Origin of the sequence: Thermoproteus sp. CP80, assembly GCF_002077075.2 — an archaeon.
Lineage (GTDB): Archaea > Thermoproteota > Thermoprotei > Thermoproteales > Thermoproteaceae > Thermoproteus.
The window spans coordinates 1-25,898 of record NZ_LCWM02000019.1; the positions used below are offsets into that span (position 1 = coordinate 1).

A 25,898-nucleotide genomic window follows, 5' to 3' on the forward strand; every position below is an offset into this window, starting at 1 on the left:
CGAGGCGGTTAGGCTGGTTGAAGGCGTGTTGGGCGGAGCGCTTGTGCCGGGCGGCGGCGCCGCGTCGGCTGAGGTGGAGAGGTGGCTGGCGGGCCTGAGGAGCGGGGAGGTTAAAACCGCGGTGGCCCGCGCCGCCGAGATGCTGAAGGGGTGGCTTGAGGCTGTGAAAGGCGGGAGATATGCCGACTACTCCTCCGGCCGCGCCGTGAGGATATGCGCCGAGGGGGTCTGCGCCGTGAAGACGCGGGGATGGACCATCTACTTCAGACCGGTGAAGGTGGAGGCGCGGAGCGGAGAGGTTAAAGAAAGGTGGATAGTCGCCAGGAGCCCGGAGGAGCTTGAGGCTTGGCTTTCTAGGGCTGGCTCCGCCTACGTGGCGCCGGCGCTGTTCTTCACCGGCGGCGGGGCGGAGCTCCGCGTCGTCGCCGTCTCCGAGGCCGTAGTCGACGAAGTTAGGAGGAGGCTGGAGGCCGTCAGAGGCGCCAGCGGCGTCCAGTACGACGCCTTAACCGCCTCGGCCAGACGCGGCGTCTTGACGGCGGCTAAAGTGGGCGACGTGGCGAGGCTGTGGAAGGCGTATATAGACGGGGTGGAGTCCTACTTGACCGACCCGGCTAAGCGGGAGGAGCTTAGGCGCGAGGCGGAGAGGTGGATAAGGGCGCTGAGGCTGAACACAACGGCGGAGGAGGCAGTGGCGAGAGGCTTAGAGATGCTGAAGGCGCTGCGGGACTCCGGGCTGTTCGACGCGTTGAGGTCGATGGCCCAGCGGCTTGGGGAAGTCGGCGTGGAGTCTGTGGAGAAGATGCTGGAGGCGCTGGAGGGCGGGGAGTTCCGGCTGGAGGCCACGCCTACGGGCAAGATGATAAGGATCTGCGGAGAGGAGTGCGTCTCCGTTGACCAGCGCGGCGTGTATACGATGGCCCTCGAGGGCCTCTCGGCAGAGGTGCAGATCCCGCGCCTCCTGCCGGAGGAATACGCCAAGCGCCTCCACATCGGCTGGCTGGCGTCAGACGAATCGCGTGAACCACACGGCTTTGCATTGATGTATACAACACAGCTCTGGCAACTTTACGCGTGGCTCATCACAAAGCCAGGGAAAATAAGAATACTCATACAGAATGTGGTACTAAGGAGGGGAGGAGCTTCGATAGAATTAACTGCATTTCCAAGAGATTTACGGCTAATTAGCGGGGGTTCGACGCTATCCGTAGCTGAGAGTGGACGGGCGATCTACCAAATGCCGCTGGAGGGCCGAGATATTAAGACCTCCACGATTAGGCTTGTCCTTAAGCATCTCGACGCCGGGGATCCTTTGCCGCTGGTGGCGTATTACCTCGGCGACGGCGCAGTGGAGAGAGGCAACCTAGTGATATCTGTATCAAGAAAACGGATGCACCTCTTTGAGGGGAGGGGGGATATTAGCGTTGATTTAAAGCGGAAAATGGTTGTCTTTCGGCTTGCTCCCAAGCTGTACGCCAAGGCCGTCGCGGAGATGTATCTCTCCGGCGTTGGTGTGTTGCTCGACGTTTTGCATTCTCATAAGTGGTTTGCGTTTAAGAGGTTGGCGGCGGGGAGCCTTGCCGGGTTCCAGCTGACTGGCCGATACGTAAAGCTGTCTTTGGCCAAGGGCCTGCAGGGCAAAGTGCCGTTTAAAACCAGGGAGGAGGCGGAGAGGTACGCAGAGGCGGCGTGGAGAGAGCTGGAGAAACTAGGCATAGACTCCGCGCCTAAGGTCGTCCGCCGTGGCCCAAGCTACGACGTGGTATTCGACGAAAAAACGCTGAGGAAGCTGGCGGAGGTAGACGAAGCCGTAAAGCTGGCCATCGAGAGACTGGAAGCTCTCTCTACGCCGCGCACCGCCGCCAAGCCCATAATCGCAACGAGGCTAGGTGCAAAACCAGAGAGACCGATCAAGCCGAAAATCGAGGCAAGACACGAAGAGCTACCTAGGCCAGTCGAGCCGAAAGCCGCGGCGAAGCGCGAAGAGCTACCTAGGCCGAAAACCGCGACGCCAAAGGCTGTGGATAGGGTTGTGTTTCAGCTTGTGGATGGGCTTGCGTCGATGAAGCTGAGACTGACGTATGTGATGAAAGAAGGAAAGAAGTTACCTACTATAAACGCCGTGGCGCGGTTTTCTGCGTTGGAGGAGGCTGAGGAGTTTAGGCGGCGGCTTAGGCTTTCCGGCATAAACGCCTCTGTGGTAAGCAGAGGCGGAGGCGGCTTCGAGGTGGTGGTGCCGAAGGACGAGCTCGAGAAGCTCGCGCCGGAGGAGAAGGAGGCCGTAAAGCGGTACCTTGAACACGCGGCGCAGACCGGGGACGAGGAGAGGAGGAAGGCGGCGGAGGAGGCGCTGCGCCGCCTCGACCTCGGCGCCAAGGCGGTCAACATAGGCGGGGTCAGGCTCGGGCTCGTGCATAAGAAGGGCAAGGGCCTTAGGGCCGAGAAATACGGCGACCCGCAGCTGATCGCGGAGATAAAGACGGCGCTGGAGGACAAGCTGAGAGAGATGCTGGGCCACGAATTTGAGCAGTGGAGGGAGCATATACAAATCACCGAGGGAGGAAGACGCCTAGTAATAACGCGTCAATTGCTCCAAAGGCTCGCGCAACGAGACCCCAACACCGCCAAAACACTCCAACAACACGAAAAAGCTTAAAAATACATAGAAACAAAGACACGCCCCCACGAACCGTTGCGCCGAGGAGCGCCCGGCTGTAGACAGCCCCTGGGGGGACAGACGGACGCCGAACCCCCAGGCCTATAACGGGCGGTCCCGGGTTCAGGGGAAACCCGCCCACAAATCCCGGCGGGCCGATCCATGAGTTTTCTGGCCGTCTTCGGCGCAATCCGACCAAACATTGATTGATTCCGCATATTGGTTGTAATCGGTTCTACAGTTCCACATATCGGTCAAGCTCGGCGTTGGTTAACGCATGGCGATGTCGAGAAGGCGATGAGGCGATTGAGAGGATAGAAAAAGAGGGTGTCTTTGCAGGAGTTTCCTAGCGAGTTCCCTCTGCCTCGGCGTGCCGTTCTCCGCCTTTTCGGTGAGATACAGCGCTACGGCCCTTCTTATTTCGCCGTCCCTCTCCGCCAGTCTCAAGAGGTCGGCTGTGGCTATATACACCACATAGTTGGGGCCGGATTTCACAACATTAGGCCTAAACCCTGCCGCCTTTAGTTTGTCGGCGACAGCGAACGCTTTTCCTAAGTTGCGGGTGTAGTGCTCGGCCAAGAGCGAGCCGCCCCTACCGCTGACGAGACGCAGATACATCACGACGCCTTCCACAGTTATGCTCTTCTTATTCTGCTTGGCGGCGGCTCTAAAGCCGTCGTCAGTGGCTAGCTTTATGTAGATCCACTTGTGGGCCTTCAGCAGATCCAGCAGTTCGCCGTATACGCCGGCCGCCTCCCTAAGCTTTACAAACGCCTCTCTGCCAGTGGCGACTAGGGCCTCGTATGCGCCCTTGCGGATGCCCAGCCTCCAAGGCTCCTTAGTTGCGACTAGTAGCTCGTACTTGCTTTGCAAGATGTTTCGCCACCTTGCCTTTCCGTCTCCTAACCACATGGTGAGCATGGGCGTCCACTCTCCGCGTCTGAGGTAGTCCGCGACTAGACTTATCGCCTCGTCCTTACTCCACTTCTGCCTCCAGCTCTTCGCTTTGATGTACACTTCAATGCTTATCCCTTCATGCGTCAAGTTGGTCGAGAGAACACATGTGTAGAGCTCTCCGTATCTCGCCGCCGCCCAGGCGAACACCTGCCAAGGCTGTGTAGTGCCCATGTAAGGTTGCCTCTTGTGCCTGCCCTCATCGCTTGCCCTCCAGCCCAGCTGAAGCAGTTCAAGCCTCTCGCGCGGAAGCTTCAGCAGATCGGGAAAACGTGTCTTAGCTGTTATGCCGCGGATTGGAATGTGTGGAGTGGAGTCCCCTATTACATGCATCCACGTCCCGTCCGGCGCGTACAGCTTGTTGCCCTCCAGCTTATACGTGCCCTCGGCGACGGCCTTGTACAGCGTCGTCAGCTTCTCCTTGGCCTGCCTCCACGCCTCCAGCAGGAGCCGTTTCAGCGTGTCTCTGAAGTCAAGGAGCTGGCTCCTTTCTTCCTCCGAGAGCCGAAACGTCTTTATGATCTCCTGCGTCGCGTATTCGACGTACAGCATCCATGCCTGGAATACCCAGTCCACCGACCCCCGCAAGACTCCGCGGGTGGAGACATGCTTAGGCACCTCTTCGATAGTTGGCGGCTTCTCAACAGGCCTCAGCGCGGATTCTAGACGTTGTTTAATTTCGCTATCCATGACGTGTTAAACGCCGCGGTGCATGTTGAACTATAATTGACTCCATGGCTCCTCTTACAGTTGTTTACTATATAAAGTTTTTCTCAACAGATAAAGGCTGACAGATACAGATTCACAGGTACAATTATGCCTGTAGACGTAATTCACTGTTTTTGCGGCGCTCGCTTCATGACGGCGAGACTCAACAAGACGAAGCCAGAGAGCTGACCTCTAGACGCCCCCGAGCTAGCAGAGAACAATCCCCCCATGCCCTGCATGAACACGGCCCAAGAACGCGGGCGGTCCCGGGTTCGAATCCCGGCGGGCCGATAGCCCCGTTGACCGCGCCATCCGCCTCGCCTCTCCGATCCGTCGTCCAAAACGCCGACCTGCGGCCGGCGGCGGATCGTTTTTTAACCTCTACGCGGGATGCGTTGATGCGTCGCCTGGCCGTCCTGGCGCTCCTCGCCGTCTTTGCGTACTCGGTGTATTCCCTCCTCTCGCCCTCCCTCGCCGTGCGGAGCGGCCTGGGCGGCTTGCCGTTGAGCTCGGGCATGCCCGTGCTCCTGTCGCCCGCTGAGGCCTTGAGCCTACGCATCTCCGGCCCGTTGCTGGGCTACCTCCTGGCCCTCATCTACCTCATCCTGGCCGCCCTCGAGTGGCTCGCCTACCAGATCTCGCGGCTCCTCGCGCATCTGCTGGGCGTAATGCCGTTGCTGCCCCCGCCAAACAGGACGTCGCCGACCGGCGCTCCGCCCACGTCAGCCGCCCCAGCCATAGGCGGGGGAGGGGGCGGAGGGGCGCCCCTCGGGGCTGGCCCCACGCCGGTTCTCAACATCCCCATCGCGTTCGCCCTCATCGCGGTCCTCGCGGTCGCGGCCCTGCTGATCGGCATGCGGCGCGGGCAGAGCGCGGCAGAGCAGTCCGCCTCCGCCGTCGCCGTCGGCGCTCGACCTGCGGAGCCTCCGGGGCCTCCCGCGGCCGTCGGGCCGTCCATACCTGCGCGTCCTCCCGACGTCTCGGCCGACTTGCCTCCGCCCGTCGGGCCCAGGCTCGTCAAGTGGCCTCTCCTGGACGACGTGCCTCCCGTGTGGCCTCTGGGGAGGCCTCTCCCCGTCGAGCCGGCCGCGGAGGGGGTTTCGCTAGAGGCGTCTGGATGCGCCGTAGCCCATTCGGGCAAGGCCCTGGTCCTCTCCGCCGATGGCCCCTGTCTGGCCCGGATAGTCGCGAGGCGGGGCGGCGAGGAGGAGGCCCTACTGGTCAAGTTTTCCGACCTGCATAGGGAGGTCGCCAACTCCTTCCACGATGCGTTCAAGTCGGCTCCGGGCTGGATGACCGCCAGGGAGATCATGGCCCAGCTGGGGGCTCCCCCGGACGTGGTCGAGGTGTTCGAGAGGGCCGCCTACAGCGATCTGCCTCTGGACTACTGGGACTTCGCCAAGTTCTACAGATGGCTTAGGGGCCATGCGGGCCGCGTATAGCTACGCCGCCGCGGCGGCCGCCGCGTTGCTCGCGCCGCTTCTGCCTCTGCCCCTGGCCGAGCTCTCCCTCTCCCTATCGCTGGCGCTGATCGCCAGAGCCCTGGGCGGAGCTAAATCGGCCGCGTTCTCGGCCGCATCGGCCTATCTGGCCGTCAGGGGCGTCGTCAACTTCTTCGTTGTCGGCGCCGCGTGGGCGGTGGAGCCGCTTCCCCTGCTCGCGGCTGGCTACGGCCTCTCCAGGTCCTCGGAGGCGGGCGGGTCCCTCGGCTTGTTCGCCGCGTCGCGGGCGCTCTACTTCGCGTCGGCCTTCGCCTTTCTGACGGCTCCGTTTCTCCCCGGCTGGATCAAGTCGCTCTGGATCCCGGCCCTTCTGCTGGCCGCGGGGAGCGTCCTGGGGCGGGCCGGCGGCTCGGCCAGGCTGGCCGGCCTCTCACTGTCGGCGGTCGGCGTCATGTTGGCCGCGTCCCTCCTCGCGTCCCCTCTATCCGCGGAGGCCTCAAACGATATAATATACCTCGCGTTGATCGGAGTGCCTGCGATCGCGTTGGCGGCGGCCGGCGGGGAGGGGGATGAGTATATACCCGCGCCGGCCAATATATCCATCGCGGCCGACGACAGGAGGTTCAGAGAGGCCGCCGAGGCCTACGTGGAGAGAGGCCGGGCGGAGGCCATAATCGCCGTTATATCCTACGCCTACGCCCTGGCGGGGCTGCCCGTGGAGGCGGCCGTGGGCGAGGCCCTGGCGCTCAAGAGGGCTAGGGGCAAGAGGGAAAGGAGGAGGGCGCTGGAGGCCGCCCTGGCGAGGTTGGGGTCGCCATGAGCCTCGCGGGCGCCGTGGACGAGATCTCGCGGTACTACGTGGGGGATAGATCGACCATGGAGAAGATACTGGCGGCCCTCGTGGCGGGGGGCCACGTGCTCATAGAGGACGTTCCCGGCGTGGGGAAGACCCTGCTGGCGAAGCTGTTCAGCAAGGTGCTGGGCCTTTCCTATAGGAGGATACAGTTCACCCCCGATCTGCTCCCCAGCGATATAGTCGGGACCAAGGTGTGGCGCAGGGAGAGGGAGGAGTTCGAGACGGTCAAGGGGCCTATCTTCACCAACGTCCTCCTCGCGGACGAGATAAACAGAGCCCCTCCGAAGACCCAAGCGGCTCTGCTGGAGGCCATGCAGGAGCTGCAGGTGACCATAGAGGGGGAGACCTACCAGCTGGACAGACCCTTCCTGGTCTTGGCGACCCAGAACCCCATAGAGCTGGAGGGCACGTACCCGTTGCCCGAGGCGCAGCTGGATAGGTTCATGCTCCGCATCTCCCTGGGCTACCCCGACGACAGGAGGCTCCTCAAGGAGAGGCTCGCGTGGCGCTCCGACGACCCCTCGGCGCTCGCCAAGGCGGTCTTGAACAAGGAGGGGGTCCTCGCCGCCATGTCGTCCGTGGAGGACGTGGAGGTCGTGGACGAGCTGTTGGACTACGTGGCCCAGTTCGCCTCAATTAGGCGCGACAGGAGGGTCGCCGCGGGGCCCTCCCCGAGGGCCTTGACGTCTCTGCTGAAGGCGGCCAGGGCATACGCGCTCGTCCAGGGCAGGAGATACGTCGTGCCGGACGACGTGAAGGCGATGGCCGTCGACGTGTTGGCGCACAGGATATACCTAAGGCCCGAGTACAAGCTGGAGGGGGTCGACGCGCGGGATCTAGTGCGCGAGTACCTCGCCAAGATACCGGTGCCGAGATGGAGGCGATAGCCCGCTACGCGGTCGCCCTCGAGGTCCTCGCCCTCGCGCTGGCGGTGTTCACGCGCAGGCTGGAGCTGTTGCCAGCCGCTGTGTTCCCCGCCGCGTTGCTGGCGGCGTTCCATCTGGCCTACGGGAGGGAGTGGCGGGTGAGCGTCTCCGCCGACGTGGAGCAGAGGACGTTGAGGGTTGAGGAACCCCTGACCTTGAGGATAGAGGCCTCGTCGAACGTCCCCGGCCTCCTCCTGTACTCGGCTCTGGACGACAGGAGGCTTGTCGCCGTGGAGCCCCCGACGGGCGCCCTGTATCTCTCCGGCAGGTCGTCGGCTTCGGCGACTGCGCTGGCGGGGCTCCCCGGCCGCTACGAGCCGCCGGATCTGGAGTGGGCCTTCTATCCCCTGACCTTGTCGCGGCCGGTGCGGGGGCGGACGCCGGTGGGCGAGGTCGAGGTGAGGCCCTATCTGGCCAAGGCAGGCCTCAGAGCCGCCGCGAGGAGCCTCGGCGCACCGAGGGCGCCGGGCCCGTTGGCGGGCCCCCACTCGGCCGAGTTCCTCGAGGTGCGGGAGTACAGGCCGGGGGACCCCTATAAGTTGATAAACTGGAAGGCCTACGCCAGGACGGGGGCTCTCTACGTCAACGAGAAGCTGAGGGAGGGCCACAGCACGCTCTACATAGTGCTGGACGCCGGCTCGCACTGCAGGGCGGACTCGGTGGGCCACGGCGCGTCCATGGCGTTGAGCGTCGCGCATGCGGCCGTGGACGCCAGGCTCCCCGTGGGGCTTCTGGTGGTCCCCGACGGCGTTTCGCTGCCGCCCACGGACTCCCCTGCCGGCCTCAAGCTCATCCGCGAGGCCTTGATGAGGCTGGACCTCAAGCCGCCTCGACGTAGCCCGGCCCCGCCCAGAGCCGACACGTATATCTACATCTCCTGTAGGCCCAAGCCGGAGTACATCGAGGAGCTGTGTCTGAGGGCCAGGAGGGTCGTGGTGATCGAGGTCTCGCCGGCCAGAGGGCCCTTCGCCGAGATAGCGAGGCTCCTCGCCGAGAGGAGGGGGAGGGTCCTCTGCGCCGACAAGCTGGTGTGGTCCCCGCCGCTCGAGCCGCCCTCGCGCGCGTTGGCCCGCCTATGAGGTCCATAGCGGCGTCGCTTGCCGCCATCACGGCGATCTTGTTCGCGTCGGGCCTCCTGGAGCTCGCCCCGCTCGCCCTTCTCGCGTCGGCCCTATCGGCGGTCGGCCTCGCCGCGTTGCGCCGCAGCGGCGTCCTGGCGGCCGCGGCCTACATGGCCTCCCTGGCGCTGCTGGCGGCGTCCCCCCAGCCTCTCCTGGCCCCCCTCGCCGAGGCCGCGGCCTTTCTGTCGCTGTACGCCAACAAGCTCGACGAGTTTCGGAGGCGGCTCTCCATGAGGGGCTACGACGTGTCCCGGGTCGAGGCGGCGTTTTCGAGGGCCGGGCTCGTCGTGTCTCTGTGGTCCGCCGCGGCGCTTGCGGCGTCGTACGCCCTTTACTTCATCGTCGAGTCGCTGCCGCGCATGCCGGCGGCGGTCGCCCTGGTCCTGTCGGCGATATCCCTCGCAGCAATCCTAATATTGTCCCTGGGAGGAAGGAGGCGTGATGTGGGTCGGAGATTCTGAGGGGTGATGGGAACGGCAGGTCTGATCAGACCATCCTCAGCCCGACGGCCCTCAGATCCTCCGCTAGGCAGGCCCGGCAGTACGCGACGACGCGCCCCTCGGATATCCTTATGTAGCTCGCCTCCTCCCAAGACATCTCGACGCCGCATTTGGCGCATCTAAGCCTAGGCGCTCTGAAGGGCGGAGTCCCTCTCGACACCTCGCCGCCGCGGAGGCGCAGCAGCCAGAAATCCACTGATATGCGCGCCGGCCCGTATAAGGAGCCGTAAGTTAAAACTGATATTTTCCCCGTCCTACGTCAGCACTTCGCCGTGATCCTCACCGAGCGGAAGCGCCCTTGACTCATCACGGCTTCGCGACATCTTTAAAATATAAACTTCGCGCCTCCTGTGCTGAGTGCGGGATGTGCCGAGCGGTGAGGGGCCACTACCGGCGCTGAGCCTCCCTGGCCCTCTCGAGTATCCGCCTGGCCAGCCTATAGTGGACGTTGTCTATCAAGGCGTCGTCGAGCCTGATGGCCCCCCGCCCCTGCCTCAGGGCCTCCTCATAGGCCGAGACGACCCTCTCGGCCCAGGCCACCTCGTCGGCCGAGGGGCTGAAGACCTCGTTGGCTATGGGTATCTGGCTTGGGTGTATGACCTGCTTCCCCACGAAGCCCAGCGCCCTCGCCTCGAGGCATTCGCGTCTGAAGCCCTCCAGGTCCTTCAGGTCGAAGAAGACTCTGTCTATCGGGTCGGCCCCGTAGGCCGCCGCCGCGGCCACGACCAGAGTCCTTATGGTCTGGTTCCCCACGTAGGCCCTGTGGTCTCCTCCCACCGAGAGGGCGAAGTCGGCCACGCCGTAGGACACGGCCTCCACCCCCTCGCTCCTCACGACGTCCTCCACGGCGAGGAGGCCCCTAGCGGTCTCTATCAAGGGCTCCACCGACCTGCCGGTGCCCCTGTGGATGAAGTCCAGCGGCCCCTCGGCCTTGGGGACCACCACGCACTTGACGGCATCCAGCCTCGCGACCAGCTCCATGTCCGCATAGAAATACGGAGTGTCCAGGGGGTTCACCCGGACGCAGAGCTCCTTGCCGCCCCAGTCCAGCTCCTGGACCAGCCTCGCCAAGATCTCCCTCGCCCTCCCCTTCTCCTCGGGCGGCACGGAGTCCTCCAGGTCGAGAATAACCGAGTCGGGCTTGAGCTCCGCGGCGGCCTTCCTGACCATCCTCTCGTTGTTGCCCGGCACGTAGAGCTGGGACCTGCGGATCACGGCTTGACGACCCCGCGCCCAATTAACAGTTCTATCTCCCGCTCGCCGTAGCCGAGCTCCCTCAACACCTCGCGGCTGTGCTCCCCGACCTCCGGGGCCCTGGCGCCGTCCAGCGAGCCGGGGAGCGGCAGCCTCGGCACGCGGACGCCGGCCTTCCCGCCCGCGCTCGTTAGATCCCACGGAGCGTCCTCGTCGGCCGCCGCGGCCTTGATGTCGAGCATGGGGGCCGCCGGCACGTCGTGTTGGAGCAGGAGCCTCAACAGCTCGTCGGTCCCGTACCTCGACGTCTCCGCCTCCAGAACGCGGTGGAGCTCCTCCCTGCGCTGAACCCTCCCGGCGTTTGTGGCGAATCTGGGGTCGGAGCAGGCCTCGGTCCTCAACGCCTTGCAGAGCCTGGCCCATATGGCGTCGTTGGCCACCGCTATGTATATCCGGCCGTCGGCGGTCTTGAAGAGCTCGTAGGGGGCCCAGAACGGGAGCCTGTCGCCCGACGCCTCGAAGACCTTGCCGAGGGTCTGCAACGCTATCATGTAGTACCCCAGCCACGCCAGGTCGCTCTGGAAGAGGCTCACCTCGTAGCGGCCCTGCCTCCGGCCGAGCAGAGCCCAGAGCACGGTCAGGGCGCAGTAGAGCCCAGCCCCCATGTCCGTTATGGACGCGGGCAACCTAGCCCCGCCGTTGCTCCACATGACGCCGCTCACCGCCTCGACCAACGTGCCGAAGGCCGGCCAGCCGCTCTTGGCGCCCCCGGAGGGATAGCCCTTTATGGAGCAATGGACCAAGTTCCTGTTGGCTCTAAACAGCGCGTCGCTCCCCAGCCCCAGCCTCTCGAGGGCGCCCGGCGCTAGGTTCTCCACGAGCACGTCGCTCCTCCCTATCAGCCTTAGGAACACCTCCCTCCCCTCGGGCTTCCTCAAGTCCAGCGCCAGCGACCTCTTGCCCCTGTTGAGGAAGACGAATATGGAGTCGCCCATGACGTCGTCGCGCCTCGTTGGGTCGCCGCCTATCGGCTCCACCTTGACCACGTCGAAGCCGAGCTGGGCCAGGAGGAGGCCGGCGAAGGGGCCCGCTATGACGTGGCCGAGCTCAACCGCTCTGTACATTCCCCCTCTCCATCTCCCTCCGCCTCAGCTCGTAGCGCTTGAGCTTGCCCGTCTCGGTCCTCGGGAGCTGGTCCAAGAACTCGATCTCCCTGGGGTAGGCATATGCGGCCAGTCTGCTCTTCACGAAGTTCTGAATATCCCTCTTGACCTCCTCGCTCGGCTCCACGCCGGGCCTCAACACGACGAAGGCCTTGACTATCGTGCCGCGGATGGGGTCGGGCTTGCCTATCACAGCCGCCTCGAGGACCGCCGGATGTCTGGCTATGACCTCCTCCACCTCCTCGGGCCCCAGCCTGTAGCCGGCGACCTTTATTACGTCGTCCACCCTGCCTCTAAACCAGATATAGCCCTCCACGTCCTTGACGCCCGCGTCGCCTATTATGAACCATCCGTTCCTTATCTTGGCCGCCGTGGCCTCGGGGTTCTTCCAATACCCTAGAAAGGCCGCGGGGTCCGGCAGCTTGACCGCTATCAAGCCCTCCGACCCCGGCGGTAGCGGCCGCCCGTCCTCGTCGACCACGTCCACGACGTGGCCCGGCGCGGGCTTGCCCGCGGAGCCCGGCCTAGCCCAGAGCGAGTGGTTCGTGACCACCAGGTTCGCCTCTGTGCATCCGTAGAACTCGTTGACGGGCGCCTTGAAGGCTTGAAGCGCCCACTCGACGAGCTCCCTCCCCGGCGCCTCACCCGCCGTGCTGACGGCCCTCAGCCGCAGCCCGAAGTCCCTCAGGGGCTGGGGGTACTCCCTCCTTATCATCCTCAGCGCGGTGGGCGTGATGAAGGCGGCCGTCACACCGTACTCCTCCATGGCCTTCAACGCCTCGCCGGCGCTGAAGCCCTTGGACCTCCTGTAGGCCAACACCGGCATCCCGAAATATAGAGACGGCAGGACCACGTCGCCCAGCGCCCCTATCCACCCCCAGTCCGCGTTGGTCCAAAACACGTCTCCCTCCCGAGGGGCCAGCTCGAAATACAGCTGGTAGGTGGGTATGTGGCCCAGCAGGAACCTATGGGCGTGCAGGACGCCCTTGGGAGGCCCCGTGCTGCCCGACGTGTAGAAAAGCTGGGCCGGCTCCTCGCTCTTGGTGGCGGCCACATCGACGCGGCCGCCCGACTTCGACTGGTCCTCCAGGGAGTACTCCTTGCCGCCCCTGGGCTCTGAGCCCACCACGTAGACGGCCCTCAAGCCGTCTATCTTGGCGGCGCCGTCGACGACATCCCTCCTGGCGCCCTCCACGACCAGCGCCTTAGCGCCGCTGTGCCTCAACCTATACTCAACCCCCTCGATGCCTATGAGCGGAGAGATGGAGAGAGCGACGGCGCCCAGCCTGTAGATGGCGCCGAGCGATACGACGACCTCGGGACGCGGCTGTAGATATACGCCTACGACGTCGCCTCTCCCCACCCCTAGGTCCCTAAGGGATGAGGCCAGCCCGTCCGAAAGCCTCTTCAAATCGCCGAAGGTGAGCACGCGCCTGTCCCCCTCGTCGTCTAGGTAATAGATAGCCGGCCTATCGCCCAAGCCCTTCTCCATATTTCGATCGATTATGGCGTATCCTATATTGAAATACTCAGGAATATTCCACTTAAAATTGATATATATTTCATTATATGAAGAAAAAAGGTATTTTCTCAAGTCTATTTCCAGTTCTTTCATAAAAGCTCCTGGCAACATCTATCTCTCGACATGAGGACGAACGCCAGAGCTACGACGGCGCCTATTATCGTCACCAGCGATACGGCGGCCACCGTGCCGTAGGACTGCCCTATGGTTTTCAGGAGGTACGTGCTTATGGAGGGCGCGAACGAGCTGAACGCCACGCCGAGGTTTATGATGAAGCCTATTCCGCTGTATCTGACCTTGGTCTCGATGGCCTCGGCCAGCCATGCGGGCAGGACGGAGTACTGCGAGGAGAATACCACGCCCATGAGGGCGGCCCCGACGACTAGATTGACGAGCTGTCCGCCGGCTATAAGCATCCAGATGGGCAGGAGCACCAACGCGGCGATCGCGTAATATGCGGCCAGGAGGGCCTTCCTCCTGCCGAGCCTATCGCTGATATATCCGAAGAGGGGGCCGAGCAACATCCAGGCCAGCCCGGCGGCCAGCGAGGCCAGCACCACGGCGTTTCCTCCATAGCCGAGCAACGGTAGCAGAGTCCCGAAGTAGCCTATGGAGCCGTAGTATATCAACGACTCGCCGAATATGACGAGGGTGGCCACGATAACGAAGAACCAATATTTCCTTAGCAGCGTCAGAAACGGCACGCGCTCGACGGCGGGCTTGCCCTTCTTGAGCCATATCTCGCTCTCGCCTATACTCCATCTGACGAAGAGGGCGATTATCAGCGGCACAACCCCGAACCAGAACAGTATCCTCCAGCCGTACGACATCATGGCGTCCTTGGTGGGGGCAAGCGCCGTGGCGAGGGCCACCGCGGCGGCCGCGAAGACGGAGGCCAGCCCCGCGCCGCCCTGCGCGATCCCGCCGAGAAGCCCCCTCATGTTGGAGGGAGCGAACTCGGACGTTACGGTCAAACCGCCTGCCCACTCGCCCCCAAGGAATACGCCTTGGAGCATCCTGAGCAATACGAGCAGGGCGGTCGCCGCAATGCCTATCTGCACATAGGTGGGCAGGAAGCCTATCAAGACGGTGACAAGCCCCATGCCGAACAGCACGACGAACCAGGTGACCTTCCTCCCTATCCTATCCCCTATATGGCCCCAGAGGATGGCGCCGAGAGGCCTGGCGAAGTAGCCGAGGACCATGACCAGCAACGTTTCGAGAAGGCTCGCCGTGTAGCTCTCCTTGGGGAAGAACTGGGGAGCTATATAGGGCGCCGCGTAGACATAGGCGATTAGGTCGTACAGCTCGAAGCCCCAGCCGAGATTCGCGGAGATCGCCACCTTTAGCGCATCGTTGAATTCTGTTTCGGCCATGGACGTACGGCCCAAGTGGTATAAATATTTTTTCTTATAGCAGTGTATACTATTATATATCATTATAAATAGTATAATTTTTTACAGATATAAAGTTCTATTAGATAAATATAAAGTGGAATTAGCTTAAGAGCAAAATATTTTTAGACTTTTTCGTATTTCTGTGGATTGGGCTCTCGCCGCCAGAGAGGCCTATAGGGCCATCGCCGAGGCGTACGAAGCCTCTAGAAGGCGGCCTCTCCCCACAGCAGATATAGCAAACTTCGGCGACAAGGCGCTCGATCTGGGCTCCGGCCGCGGCGCCCAGCCGTCCTACCTAGAGGCCTCTTATAGATATGTAGTCCACTGCGACCTGGCGCCGGAGCTCGTGCCGAGAGGCTCCGAGGCCGCGCTCTGCGAGGCGACGGCTCTGCCCTTCAGAGACGGCGCCTTTGACGTCGTCCACGCGGTGGCAGTATATCACCATCTGCCGCCCGGCGTCCTCGGCGCGGCGTTCGCGGAGGCCCTGAGGGTCGGAGTTGCCGTGGTGGCCACGGTGTGGGGTCTGCCGGGAGGCGGCGGAGCCGTCAGGCGGGTGCCGTGGCGCTGGCGCGGCGAGGCGCTCCGCGTCTACTACGTCTACAGCCTCCGCGACTTGGCCTCAGCGGCCTTGGCGGCGGGAGGCCGGCTGGTTGCCCTCGGGTACATGAGGAGGGGGAGGCGCCTGAACGCCTTCGCCGTGGTCTTGAGGCGGAAAAATTAAAGCTTAAGTGATCTACGTGGAGCTCCCGTCGGTGCGGAAGCCCGTTAGGTCTGCCAGCGGCGTCCACGTGGTGGCCCTCATGACCGGCCCGGCGCCGTGTCCAGGCCAGTGCGTCTTCTGCCCCACCGCCAGAGGCGTCCCCAAGTCCTATATGCCGGACTCCCCGGCCGCGATGAGGGCGGCGAGGGCCCGCTACGACCCCTACAGGCAAGTCGCGGCGAGGATATCCAACTACCTAGCGGGCGGCCATAGGCCCAGCAAGATAGAGGCGATAGTCATGGGCGGCACCTTCACGGCGTTGCCTCGCAGCTATCAATTTTGGTTCGTGGGGAATTTGCTCAAGGCGTTGAACGACTACCCCAACTGGACCTCCGCCTCGGCCTTCGTCGACGTGGCGGCCGAGCAGGCCAGAAACGAGGCGGCCTCCCTGAGGCTCGTGGCGCTGACCGTCGAGACCCGGCCGGACTATCTGGAGCGGCGGCATATAGACGACCTGCTGGCCATGGGCGTCACCAGGGTCGAGATGGGCGTCCAGTCCATATACGACGACGTGCTCGCCCTCGTCAAGCGGGGGCATGGCGTGAGGGAGGTGGCGGAGGCCACGGCGCGGCTGAAGGACGCGGCGTATAAGGTCTGCTACCACCTAATGCCCGGCCTGCCCGGCAGCGATCCCGATAGGGACCTGGAGATGTTCAGGGCCGTGTTCGGGGACCCGGCCTTCAGGCCTGACTGCGTTAAGATATACCCCACCCTCGTGGTGCCGGGGACCGAGCTCTACGACTGGTGGAGGTCGGGCCGCTACAGGACCTACGACGAGAGGACCTGGCGCTGGCTGTTGGCCGAGATATACGGGTCGGTGCCCCGCTGGGCGAGGGTCATGAGGCTGGGCAGAGATATACCTCTCCACCACGTGGTCGACGGCCCGCGTTGGGGCAATATGCGGGAGGTCGTGGAGGAGGAGATGGCGAGGCGCGGACTCAAGTGCGAGGAGATCAGGTGCAGGGAGGTGGGGATCAAGGCGATCCACGGAAGGCCTGTCGACGGACGTATTGAGCATAGGCGCCACGTCTACGAGGCCAGCGGCGGCGTCGAGTACTTCCTCGAGGCGGTGGGCCGCGACGACACGCTCTACGGGATGTTGAGGCTACGGATCCCGGCGAACCCCTGGAGGCCCGAGATAGACCGCAGGACCGCCCTGGTCAGAGAGCTCCACGTATACGGCCCGGAGGTGCCCGTCGGCGCCGACGGAGGGCCCTGGCCTCAACACAAGGGGATAGGCAGAGCCCTTATGGGGCTTGCCGAGGAGGCGGCGCTGGAGGCGTCGGCCAGGCGCGTGGCGGTTATCTCGGGCGTAGGCGTGAGGCCCTACTTCGCGGGGCTGGGGTATCGGCGGTGCGGTCCCTATATGTGCAAAAACCTCTAGGCCCCGGCCTCGACCTCGGCGGCCGCCGCCCTGCGGCGTCTTATCAATATGAAGGCCCCCGCCCCGCCTCCGGCGGCGGCCGCTATGGCTATTATGGGTATGGGGTTGAGGCTCCACACCGCTGTGTACGCGCCGGGACCTGTTATCACCACCGCGGGCGAATTGAAGGTCTGGCCGCCCGGCGCCTGCCATCCCTTGAACTCGTAGAGGAGCGGCGGAGGCGACCAGACCTGCGGAGGCGTGACGTCTACCGTCACGGCCGAGCCAGCGTCGGCCCAGGTCTGCGTCAGGGCCGGGGTTCCGTACTTGCTCTGGAACGTCACCAGATATTGGGTCTTGGTGGCGTACGTGACGTTCATGGGCCCGCTGACGGCTATCTGGGCCGTGGGCGTCGACGGGCCCGCCCTGCCGTTCACGACCCAGTAGGCGAACGCGGTCCTCACGGAGCCCGAGGAGTTCAAGACCGAGGGGATGTTCAGCGTCGCCGTGGAGCCTCTGTCGAGCCAGGCCGAGGGCTTGCCGTCCACCGTGCCGGGGGCCTTCACCGAGACGAGGTACTGGACGGAGTAGATGGGGTCCACCGACATGGGGCCGGCGACCTGCGCCGTGAAGTTGCCGCTCTCGCCGTTGCTCCAGCCTCTGAAGTAGAGCCGCGTGGCGTTGTCGAAATAATAGATGCCGGGCGCCGCGAAGGCCGCGTAGGAGCCTTGGTCCGCCCAGATGGATCGGGATCCGTTGACCGTCGCCGGCCATCTGGTGGACACCAGGTACTGGAGGACGTAGTACGCGGTGGTCGTGACGGGGTAGGTGGTCACGTACGGCGAGCGGCCTGAGGCCACGGGGTTGCCGAACTGGTCGTAGGCGGTTATATATACGAGGGCCCATCTAGCCGTCGAGTTTATCTGGACCACCGAGGGCGCGTTTATCCTATATACGGCCACGACGGAGGTGGGGCCGTCTATCTTGACCGCTATGGAGGGCGCCGGTATGTTGACCGGAGTGCCGTTGATCAGCCAGTGGTCCAGCGCCATGTCGGCCGTGTTGCCCGCGCCGGCGGGCCCCCCGAACATCAAGACCTTGACGTCCGGCTGCGCGGCGTATATCGTCGTCCCCGACGCCCACGTAGGCCCGCTGACCAGGCCCGGCGGGTTCACCGACACCCTGTATTGGAGCTGGTAGTAGACCACTATGGGCTGCTGCAGATTGCCGGTTATGCTCAACGAGATGTTGTTGAGCGGCGCGCATCTGGAGTAGTCGGTGAGGTATCTATACTGCGGGATTATGGACACCGAGCCCACCGGCAGCAGCACCTGCGTCGTGTTGGAGACCCTATACGTGAAGGTGGTGCCTCCCGACACCACGTCTATCGTCTCGTTGACGCAGGGCTCCGGGCCCGAGATCTCTATGGTGGCGACCGGGTCCACTATCTTGACGGTGCCTATGGCCAGACGCTGGAACTTGACCGCGGTCCAGGTCTCGACCGCCACGGTCAAGCCGTCCCAGGAGACGCCACGCTGGTGACGGGAGCCCCCGCGTTCCACTCCGCGGCTCTGTGGCCGTTCCAGAAGACGAGCACCTGGCCGCCGAGCGTCCCCACGACAACTATGGAGCCGTTTCCCGACACGGCTATCGCGGTCGGGGCCGAAGGCAACAGGGCTGAGTACCAAAGGGAGCCGTCTCTATATACGTACAGGTTGTCGTACACCCCCACGGCCAACGTGGAGCCGTCCTGGCTGGCCGCGGCGGCCACGGCGGGCGTGTTGGTGCCGTACTCGGTTATGGCGCCCGGCGTGAGGTCGACGCCGAGAGGCCAGATGTAGATATGGGGCAGGGCGCCCTTGTAGAAGGAGACGGCGTACGGCAAGCCCCGGGGGTTCACGCCTATGTAGAAAATAGTGCCGTTTAGGCTCGCCAGCTGGGTCAAGCCGCCCGACGAGATCTGGTAGAGACCTCCGTTGAAGGTGCCCACGTAGAGGACTGCCCCGTCTCTGCTGTAGGCCATATAGGTCACCGGGGACCCCACGTTGTACGTCGCCAGCACGCCCTTCTCGCCTAGCACCACGACGCGCCCGCTGACGGTGCCGACCGCCACGTTTACGCAGTTCGTCGCTATGGCGGTTATGTTTATGTTGCTGAGGCCGTAGGACCACTCCATATATCCGTAGGGCGTGAAGAGAGAGACTATGGAGTATTTGGCCAGTATCACCGTTATATATGAGGCGTTGCTGGGAGCCGTCGGCGCGGCCGAGGGGCGGAATGCGCTGGATATCGCCTGGAGTAAAGTATAGAGGAGGGACGTGTTGAGATAGACTTGGTATATATAGGGCCTGTCGGCCACGGCGAGACAGCCGCCGTATGCGTTGGTGGCTATGAGGGGGTAGTGGGCCGGGTTGCTCCATAGGGAGCCTCCGTTCTCCGGGACCACGTTCACGGAGCCCTGCGTCGCCTGGTACACCACGTCGAGGCTCTCGGTGCCTAGGATGTAGGCGTGGGCCAAGGCCGCCCCGAGGACCGCCAGAAGTATCAGCAATACTGCTCCTCTCATGGCCCGGCTGGAGGTCTCCAATATATATTTTACGTTCTACGGGCCGGGGCTCCGCTACGTCCTCAGGCTCTCCACGTACGGCGAGAGCAGGCGCAGAAGGCCTTCGGACAGCGACGAGGCGTATTGATCCATCAGGCTAAGCTCCATCAGGGCGCCTAGGTCGCCCTCGGAGAAGCCCCTCGCCCTTAGGTAGAACGCCTTTTCCTCGTCCAGAGAGGCGTCGGCGGCCGAGTGCCTGGCGCCCTCGACGTCGCCCGTATCTATATACAGAATCGGCTGTGTTATGGCCACGGCCGATCTGGACGCTATGTAGGTGACCCCCTCGGCCACGCTCTCGCTCCACCTCCCCCTCTTGGTTATCCTCCCCAGGGCCCTCTGGACCACCCAGGACTCGTCCTTGGCTATGGCGACGAGCCTCACCCTGCCTCTCCCATACTCGCCGTCGTTCACAGCAGAGACGTAGTGGTGCACCCGCGACTTGCCCCTCCCCACCTCGAGGCCCACCACGTCGACCGAGGCCCTCGCGCCCTCGACTATATACTCCTCGATCAAGCTGTTCATGGGGCCTAGAGCCGCCAGCGGCCGCGCGGCCACGGACGCGCCGTCCTCGACGAGCATGCGCGACAGCACGTAGTGCGGCCCCCCGCCCGAGATGGAGACAAGCGCCATGTTTAGTGAGGACCCGCCGCCCACTACCCCCTCTATCAAGGCCGAGTTGAGGACGTCGCCCTCGCTCTCGGCTATCACCGCGACGTCGCCGGCGAAGCCGTCCGCGAAATCCAGCACCACGTAGGCGGCGGAGAAAGCCCGGTCGCCCCGCGCCGAGATGCGGACGGCGATCGGCGCCTCGGGGGCCCCGGAGAGCCGTATGTGGACCGCCTCGAGCACTCTGGAGGCGACCGCCGCGTTCATCCTGTTGTCCAGCTGTATGAGCTTCAGGGGGACCTCGTCGGCGGTCCGTACCTCGACGCCTCTGCAGGCCCCCGCGTCGGCGTAGCGCCCGTTGATGATCAGGACCTCGCAGGGCGCCGCCTTGCCGGACATAGCCGGCGGCTCCGCGGCGTAGCCCTCGTACTTCGCCCAATCCACGTAGTGCTTAACGCCCGGCGAATCCGCCATCTCTTGGTAGGGGAGCTTAGCCTCGAGCTGCCGGGCGAGCTGTCTCAACTCCGCAAGGTTCACGGAGTGAACGATTTCTATTTATAAAACGAAGAAGGCATGGAGATATCCGCGGGCGCCGTGGTGTTCTACGACGGCGGGGGCGAGGTGGAGTACCTCCTGTTGCTCTACCCCGGCGGCCATTGGGATTTCCCCAAGGGGAATATCGAGGCCGGCGAGACGCCGGAGCGGACAGCCCTGCGGGAGATAAAGGAGGAGACGGGCCTCGACGTGGAGCTGGTGCCCGGGTTTAAGGAAGAGATCGAGTACTTCTACTACAGAGAGAGGCGGCGGATCAAGAAGAGGGTCATCTACTTCCTGGCGCGGGCTCGGAGCAAGGACGTCAAGCTGTCTTGGGAGCACGAGGGCTACGTCTGGCTGCCCTTCGGGCAGGCTCTGGCGAGGATCACCTTCGAGAACTCCAGGGGGGTGCTGGCGAAGGCCCACAGATTTTTAAGGGGGGCTCCGAGGTAGCGTGGACCTCGTGACGCTCCTCAAGATAGAGCACGCCGTCTTTAAGGTGAGGTTTTCGCTGCTGCAGAAGCTCCCCGACGACTCCTTCTGGGAGGAGTTCTCAGCCCTCCACCGCTTCATAGTGGAGGTCCACGCTAGAGCGGAGGACCTCTACGTATTTCCCCTATTTCCGGAGAGGGAGATACATCCCTTCGCGGCGGACCACAGATTGATACAGTCGCTTGGGGATTATATAGTAAGGGAGAGAGATAGGCGGCGTTTCGAGAGGTACGTCGCCGTCGTGACGTACCACAACGACCACGAGGAGCTGGAGGTGTTCCCCAAGGTCGGCGGACGCCCGGCGCCTCTCGACGTGGTGGAGAGGTACGGCTTCGAGAACTACGCGAAGATGGTCGGGCTCGACCCCCGGCGGCTTTAGGACTCCTCCACGCTGTATACCTGGCTCGCCAGGGCCGAGAGGACCGTGCACTCCTTCGTCATGGCCTCCCACAGCCTGCCCTCCAGCTGGGCGAGCCTGGCGCCCTCCTCTGGCACGTAGCGCAGGAGGGCCTTGGCCAGGGCCTCGGCCTTGGCCAGCGGCTCGGGGCACCCCAGCCCTCTGTTGGCCTGGAGGAGGCCTCCGCCGCCCAGCCTCGCCAGCACGTCGTCGGGCACCTCGGCCGCCACGGCGACGAATCTGGCGGGGTCGTCGAGGGCCTCGCCCGCCCTTCTGACCACGCCGTCGAGCTCCCCGACCGCCCTCATGAGCATCTCGAAGTTGTGCTGGCCGAGGGCCTTTCGAAGCGCCGAGAAGAAGGCCGCCTCGTCGGACATGAGCCTCTCCGGCTTGAGGCCCATGGCCTTGAGCTTAGTCAAGACCATGGTCCTCGCGGCGTCGTCCAGATAGGCTAAGAATATGGCGGGCTTCACTGAAGGCCTACCAACGCCCTCAATTTATATATTACTTAAGGCTGTCGGGACAGCGCAGCGTCCGCGTCCCGCTCGTCCAGCAGGAAGACGTCGACGAGCCACCTGCGGAGGTCGTCCCTGTGCCTCCTCTTGAAGCCGCCGTCGGCGGATCTGAGCTCCCTGAGCGAGCAGAGCCTCACGCCCTCGGCGTAGAAGCACCTCTCGTCGTCCAGCTCGAGCCTCTCGGCGTATTCTCTGCTCCAGACCTCCCTTATGAGCGCCGTCAAGGCGGCGAGGGCGTTCATGTAGATATCGTGCGCCTTGTAGGCAGATCCGTAGGGGCTGAAGTAGGAATGCACCTCGCCGGCCGGCCCCAGCTTGATGGCCTGGTAGTAAAGGTGGTCGCTGGTGGAGAGAAGCCTCCAGAGCCTCAAGGCGTCGCCGCCGACGGCCCTGGCGTAGGGGTACAGCCATTTGAGCAGAGCGAAGGCGTCCCTCTGGAGCTCGTTGCCCAGCCACGCCGAGAGGTCGCGCTCGTCGGCCCAGCTGACGGTGGCCCACGGAGGCACGTCGTATACGTCCCGCGGCTGGTGCCCCTCCGCGGCCTCGGACGCCGTGGCGAACCTCAGCCTCGGCCTTCTGGCCACCTCGCGCGGAAGCCACCGGAGGAACTCGTGGATGCCCGACTCGGGCCAGTGGTGCTCGCCGAACGTCTCGTAGTCCACCGCTATCAAGACGACGTCGCCGGGCGTCGACTCCAGCCAAGACGCGTACTTGTCGGCGGTCAGCGGCCATTGATCCCACCACCGGGCCCCGAACCTGAAGCCTATGTCGTCGCTCAGGCGGTAGTTCCGCACGAGGACTCTCGCGTCGCAGCCCCAGGCCTTGTAGACGTAGTTGGGCGACCTCCACCCAAGGACCCAGTCGACGCCCTCGGTGACGACGGTCGAGAAGCCCATGGAGCGCAGGAAGCAAGCCACGTCGTTGTTGTAGATGAACTCGGTGTTCTCGGCGGCGCGCGGCCTATAGCCCACGAGCTCCTCCACGGCACCCGCCTGCATCTCCACCTGCTCCCTGAACTCCTCCCCATCCACGAACCAGGCGAGGCTGTGGAAGTACGTCTGCGCCGCGAACTCGAAGCCCCGCGAGGCCAGCTCCCGGAACAGGTCCAGCACATCGGGGGCGTGCCTCCTGAGCTGCTCCAGCGCCAGCCCGCTGACGCTGAAGGTGGCCTTGAGCCCCACCTCCCTGGCCGCCTCCAGCAAGATCTTGGTGGACTTGCGGTAGACGCGCTCGGCCACCCGCGAGAAGATCGCGGAATCCAGCTCGCCGTAGAACATCTCCTCGAAGGAAGGCAGACGGGGGAAAACCCTGTGGAGATCCGGCCTAAGCCTGTAGGGCTGATGCACCTCGAAGAACAGAACCACATCCACGCCAAGAGCTCTCAGCCTAGTTATTAACGTTACCCGAGAGGCCGACCGAGGGAGGTTTGTGTAAAAACATTATGATTAAAATAATTTAATTAATGATGAGTACAAAATTTTAATAATAAGTAATTATAGAGCTGTATTCGATATTCTAAATTTTATTGAAATAAAAATATTTTGGGTGTGGTTCTCCACGATGCATGTTCAAGGTCATCGAAGTCGATCTCTCCAGGCGCGTCTGGCGCGTCGGCGAGGAGTCGGCCAGGAGGTTTCTAGGTGGGAGGGGTTTGGGGTCCTGGTTGCTCTACAGCCTCGGCGGCTACTTGGTCGAGCCGCTCTCGCCTGGAAACCCCCTGATAATAGCCTCTGGGCCCCTCGGCGGGACGAGGATCCCCATGGCCACGCGGGCCTACGCGGTCTTCCGGTCGCCCCTTACCGGCATCTTCGGCGGCAGCAACATCGGCGGGACGCTCGGCGCGGTCATGAGGTGGGCGGGCGCAGACGCCGTGGTCGTCACGGGCAGATCCGAGAGGCCCACCTACCTGTTGATACAGGACGGGCGCGTGGAGTTTAGAGACGCCGCAGATCTCTGGGGCAAAGACGCTATAGAGACTGAGGTGGAGCTGAAGAAGGAGCACGGGCGCAACGCCGCCGTGCTGGCGATCGGCCCGGCGGGGGAGAACTTGGTTAGATTCGCCTCCATCAACCACGAGTACTGGAGGCAGTTCGGGAGGACGGGCGGCGGGGCGGTCATGGGGTCTAAGAGGCTGAAGGCGGCGGTCTTCGTCGCGAGCAGAAGGGAGGTGGATGTGGCGAAGCCAGACGCCCTGGACAGATGGATCAGGGAGTTCCTCCCGACGTTCATGGAGAAAACCACGGCCTTGAGGGAAGGCGGCACGCTCAGGCTTGTCGACGTCGGGAACCCCATGGGGTTCTTCCCCGCCTACTACTGGACCCGCCTGTCGCTGGACGGCTGGGAGGCCCTCTCCTGGAGCAGAAAGATAAAGCCGGAGTACTTCCTAAGGCCGGAGGCCTGTCTCTACTGCCCCGCCGCCTGCCACCGGCCGGTGAGGAGCGCCAAGCTCGGCGTCGCCGTAGATCTCGAGTACGAGACGGTCTTCGCCGTGGGCGGCCTCGCCGCGGTTAGGGACGTGGACTGGGTCATAAGGATAAACGACATAGCCGACAGGCTCGGTCTCGACACCATAAGTCTCGGCAACGTCCTCGCCTTCGCCGTCGCGGCGTCTAAGAGCGGCAAGTTGCCTCTAGATCTGGACTGGGGGGACGGGGAGGCGCTGGCGAGGCTGGCCGAGGACATCGCCTACAGGCGCGGTGTCGGCGATCTGCTCGCCGAGGGGGTCAAGAAGGCCGCCGAGCGGCTGGGGGCAGAGGACATGGCTGTCCACGTCAAGGGCCTGGAGCCCGCCGGTTACGACCCCCGGGCGCTGAAAGGCATGGCTCTCAACTACGCCATAGGCTATAGGGGAGCCGACCACCTGGCCACCATGGCGTACGCGCTGGATATACCGGGCAAATTCGGCGGAGCCGACTACCTAGGCCCCGAGAAGGTCGAGGCCGTAGTCCACATGGAGAACGTAGCCGCCGTGATGGACTCCCTGGTGCTCTGTAAATTCGGCAGAGACTCCTACGACGCATATCCAGGCGGCAGGTTTTACGACATTGTTGCGCAGCTTCTGACGTGGGTCACCGGCGAAGAGTGGAAAGGTGTTGACGTCAAGGAGGCCGCGGAGAGGATAGTGCTACTGAACAGAGTAATCAACGTAAAGATGGGCGTCGACTCACGGCAGGACGACCTCCCGGCCCCGCTCAAGAAGCCGCTGACCTTCGAGGGAAAGACCAAGAAGGTAGACGAAAAAGAGTTGAAGGAGGCGCTTAGACACTACTACACGTTAAGAGGCTGGGACGAAAACGGGATACCCAAGGAGGAAACCGTAGGAAGGCTACTCCCGGAGCTACAGCGCGCCTAGCCGAGCACAGGCCAGGCAAGCCGCACGGCGCCGCCGAAGTCCAGACGCCCACAGCCGGGTTCCGCGCTAAGCCGCGCTGGACGAGCCAGCGGCCACCCGCACGTCCGCCGCCCCGAAGACGCCGAGGATTTTAGGCAGAGGGCCCCCAGCCGGCAGAACCCCAAGTCTGGGCCTACCCCCAGAACGCCACGGCTCCGCCCTCCTTTCCACCTACCTCATACGGGTTCGGCCCTCTTCATCATGGCATATCGCCTGCATTAACCTGCCTTGCCCATCCTCAATGTAGCCATATATCGACCTACGCCCGTCCATAGAGACAGATACGATACGGCCGAGACCGACATCTCAGGCTGGGTTTGACATGCCCCGTATGTAGAGGCCTACAAGCCCCACGTCGCGGGGCTACGGCGATCCGCATTCACCAGCTATCAATCGAGCCGCAGACGATGGCATGATCGGCCCTCCGCGTGGATCGCAGAGACGGCGGATGGCGCAATCCCTTCTCCTCGGCGTCATTCGGCCCCCTCGCCAGCCGGTGGACGATGCGGCGCCCTCAGCCCGGTGTGGCTACTTCTTTTTCCCTCTTCTTCTGACCGCGTCCTGCAAGTCGGCGTCGGTCAGCTGCTCTATTATTTCCCGTATCTGGTGGTACAGGTCGGCGCCCTTCTCCGTGGCCACGTAGTATTCGCCGTCTCTAGCCACGAGCCCCCTCTCCTCCATCACCGCGAGGTACTGGGACAAGCGCCTCGGGTTTACCCTGGCCCTGGCGGCCAGCCGCCAGGCGGCGCGCTCCCCCTCCAGAAGCGCCTCCAGTATCCTCGCCACTACGTACACG

23 protein-coding genes are annotated in these 25,898 nt (G+C 63.7%); 11 read left to right on the plus strand and 12 right to left on the minus strand.

Translation table 11 applies throughout. The features are described 5' to 3' along the window. A partial coding sequence (locus B7L68_RS08655; RefSeq protein ID WP_081246605.1) for a hypothetical protein occupies nt 1–2,656 on the plus strand: 2,656 nt, incomplete at its 5' end. A gap of 270 nt (nt 2,657–2,926) precedes the next feature. Here B7L68_RS08655 and B7L68_RS05105 read toward each other — a convergent pair. Then, nucleotides 2,927–4,300: a hypothetical protein gene (locus tag B7L68_RS05105; RefSeq protein ID WP_081246606.1), complete on the minus strand. Its 1,374-nt coding sequence runs from the start codon at nt 4,298–4,300 to the stop codon at nt 2,927–2,929. 416 nt (nt 4,301–4,716) lie between these two features. Between B7L68_RS05105 and B7L68_RS05110 the strand changes: the two genes are divergently transcribed. The 5 genes from B7L68_RS05110 to B7L68_RS05130 are packed head-to-tail and all read left to right on the plus strand — an operon-like array spanning nt 4,717 to nt 9,124. Beyond that, complete coding sequence (locus tag B7L68_RS05110; protein ID WP_081246607.1) at nt 4,717–5,760, plus strand: hypothetical protein; 1,044 nt, start codon at nt 4,717–4,719, stop codon at nt 5,758–5,760. Then, the gene (locus tag B7L68_RS05115; RefSeq protein ID WP_081246608.1) at nt 5,744–6,580 is read left to right on the plus strand and encodes a hypothetical protein; all 837 of its coding nucleotides are present in this window, start codon (nt 5,744–5,746) and stop codon (nt 6,578–6,580) included. Before B7L68_RS05110 ends, B7L68_RS05115 begins: the two co-directional genes overlap by 17 nt. Further along, nucleotides 6,577–7,503, plus strand: coding sequence for a MoxR family ATPase (locus B7L68_RS05120; protein ID WP_081246609.1), 927 nt, complete (start codon nt 6,577–6,579; stop codon nt 7,501–7,503). The genes B7L68_RS05115 and B7L68_RS05120 overlap by 4 nt, the downstream gene beginning before the upstream one ends. Further along, complete coding sequence (locus B7L68_RS05125; protein ID WP_081246610.1) at nt 7,491–8,621, plus strand: DUF58 domain-containing protein; 1,131 nt, start codon at nt 7,491–7,493, stop codon at nt 8,619–8,621. Before B7L68_RS05120 ends, B7L68_RS05125 begins: the two co-directional genes overlap by 13 nt. After that, on the plus strand, nt 8,618–9,124 hold the full coding sequence (locus B7L68_RS05130; RefSeq protein WP_081246611.1) for a hypothetical protein: 507 nt from the start codon (nt 8,618–8,620) through the stop codon (nt 9,122–9,124). The genes B7L68_RS05125 and B7L68_RS05130 overlap by 4 nt, the downstream gene beginning before the upstream one ends. A 25-nt stretch (nt 9,125–9,149) precedes the next feature. Here the strand turns inward: B7L68_RS05130 and B7L68_RS05135 are convergent, their stop codons facing one another. The 5 genes from B7L68_RS05135 to B7L68_RS05155 form a co-directional block, all read right to left on the minus strand. Further along, nucleotides 9,150–9,359 (minus strand): hypothetical protein, encoded by a 210-nt coding sequence (locus B7L68_RS05135; protein ID WP_081246612.1) that lies wholly within the window; start codon nt 9,357–9,359, stop codon nt 9,150–9,152. A gap of 191 nt (nt 9,360–9,550) precedes the next feature. After that, nucleotides 9,551–10,378, minus strand: a complete 828-nt coding sequence (locus B7L68_RS05140; RefSeq protein WP_081246613.1) for a CoA ester lyase — start codon at nt 10,376–10,378, stop codon at nt 9,551–9,553. Next, nucleotides 10,375–11,481 carry a CaiB/BaiF CoA-transferase family protein gene (locus B7L68_RS05145; protein ID WP_081246614.1) on the minus strand — a complete coding sequence of 369 codons (1,107 nt, stop codon included), beginning with the start codon at nt 11,479–11,481 and terminating at the stop codon, nt 10,375–10,377. The genes B7L68_RS05140 and B7L68_RS05145 overlap by 4 nt, the downstream gene beginning before the upstream one ends. Next, the gene (locus B7L68_RS05150) at nt 11,465–13,135 is read right to left on the minus strand and encodes an AMP-binding protein (protein WP_081246615.1); all 1,671 of its coding nucleotides are present in this window, start codon (nt 13,133–13,135) and stop codon (nt 11,465–11,467) included. Before B7L68_RS05150 ends, B7L68_RS05145 begins: the two co-directional genes overlap by 17 nt. Beyond that, nucleotides 13,132–14,418 (minus strand): MFS transporter, encoded by a 1,287-nt coding sequence (locus B7L68_RS05155; RefSeq protein ID WP_081246631.1) that lies wholly within the window; start codon nt 14,416–14,418, stop codon nt 13,132–13,134. The genes B7L68_RS05150 and B7L68_RS05155 overlap by 4 nt, the downstream gene beginning before the upstream one ends. A 163-nt stretch (nt 14,419–14,581) precedes the next feature. On the opposite strand from B7L68_RS05155, the gene B7L68_RS05160 reads away from it, so the two are divergent. Next, the gene (locus B7L68_RS05160) at nt 14,582–15,160 is read left to right on the plus strand and encodes a class I SAM-dependent methyltransferase (protein WP_193432474.1); all 579 of its coding nucleotides are present in this window, start codon (nt 14,582–14,584) and stop codon (nt 15,158–15,160) included. 16 nt (nt 15,161–15,176) lie between these two features. Then, nucleotides 15,177–16,583, plus strand: coding sequence for an elongator complex protein 3 (locus B7L68_RS05165; protein ID WP_081246632.1), 1,407 nt, complete (start codon nt 15,177–15,179; stop codon nt 16,581–16,583). On the opposite strand, the gene B7L68_RS08960 is transcribed toward B7L68_RS05165, so the two are convergent. The 3 genes from B7L68_RS08960 to B7L68_RS05175 are packed head-to-tail and all read right to left on the minus strand — an operon-like array spanning nt 16,580 to nt 20,310. Next, on the minus strand, nt 16,580–18,076 hold the full coding sequence (locus B7L68_RS08960) for a hypothetical protein (protein ID WP_238136336.1): 1,497 nt from the start codon (nt 18,074–18,076) through the stop codon (nt 16,580–16,582). The two genes, B7L68_RS05165 and B7L68_RS08960, sit on opposite strands and share 4 nt — an antisense overlap. Beyond that, nucleotides 18,073–19,128, minus strand: coding sequence for a hypothetical protein (locus tag B7L68_RS08965; protein WP_238136337.1), 1,056 nt, complete (start codon nt 19,126–19,128; stop codon nt 18,073–18,075). The genes B7L68_RS08960 and B7L68_RS08965 overlap by 4 nt, the downstream gene beginning before the upstream one ends. A 54-nt stretch (nt 19,129–19,182) precedes the next feature. Further along, on the minus strand, nt 19,183–20,310 hold the full coding sequence (locus B7L68_RS05175; protein ID WP_081246617.1) for a SufD family Fe-S cluster assembly protein: 1,128 nt from the start codon (nt 20,308–20,310) through the stop codon (nt 19,183–19,185). A gap of 36 nt (nt 20,311–20,346) precedes the next feature. On the opposite strand from B7L68_RS05175, the gene B7L68_RS05180 reads away from it, so the two are divergent. Further along, nucleotides 20,347–20,760 (plus strand): bis(5'-nucleosyl)-tetraphosphatase, encoded by a 414-nt coding sequence (locus B7L68_RS05180; RefSeq protein ID WP_081246618.1) that lies wholly within the window; start codon nt 20,347–20,349, stop codon nt 20,758–20,760. 1 nt (nt 20,761) lies between these two features. Then, entirely contained in the window at nt 20,762–21,178 is a 417-nt protein-coding gene (locus B7L68_RS05185; RefSeq protein ID WP_081246619.1) for a hemerythrin domain-containing protein, read from the plus strand. Here the strand turns inward: B7L68_RS05185 and B7L68_RS05190 are convergent. Beyond that, a complete protein-coding gene (locus B7L68_RS05190; protein ID WP_238136338.1) occupies nt 21,175–21,669 on the minus strand; it encodes a hypothetical protein in 495 nt (164 codons plus the stop codon). The two genes, B7L68_RS05185 and B7L68_RS05190, sit on opposite strands and share 4 nt — an antisense overlap. 35 nt (nt 21,670–21,704) lie before the next feature. Continuing rightward, nucleotides 21,705–23,081, minus strand: a complete 1,377-nt coding sequence (locus B7L68_RS05195; protein ID WP_081246620.1) for a glycoside hydrolase family 57 protein — start codon at nt 23,079–23,081, stop codon at nt 21,705–21,707. A 194-nt stretch (nt 23,082–23,275) separates the two neighbouring features. On the opposite strand from B7L68_RS05195, the gene B7L68_RS05200 reads away from it, so the two are divergent. Further along, nucleotides 23,276–25,063 (plus strand): aldehyde ferredoxin oxidoreductase family protein, encoded by a 1,788-nt coding sequence (locus B7L68_RS05200; protein ID WP_081246621.1) that lies wholly within the window; start codon nt 23,276–23,278, stop codon nt 25,061–25,063. 567 nt (nt 25,064–25,630) lie between these two features. Here B7L68_RS05200 and B7L68_RS05205 read toward each other — a convergent pair. Continuing rightward, complete coding sequence (locus tag B7L68_RS05205; protein ID WP_238136339.1) at nt 25,631–25,897, minus strand: winged helix-turn-helix domain-containing protein; 267 nt, start codon at nt 25,895–25,897, stop codon at nt 25,631–25,633. Between the last annotated feature and the right edge of the window lies 1 nt (nt 25,898).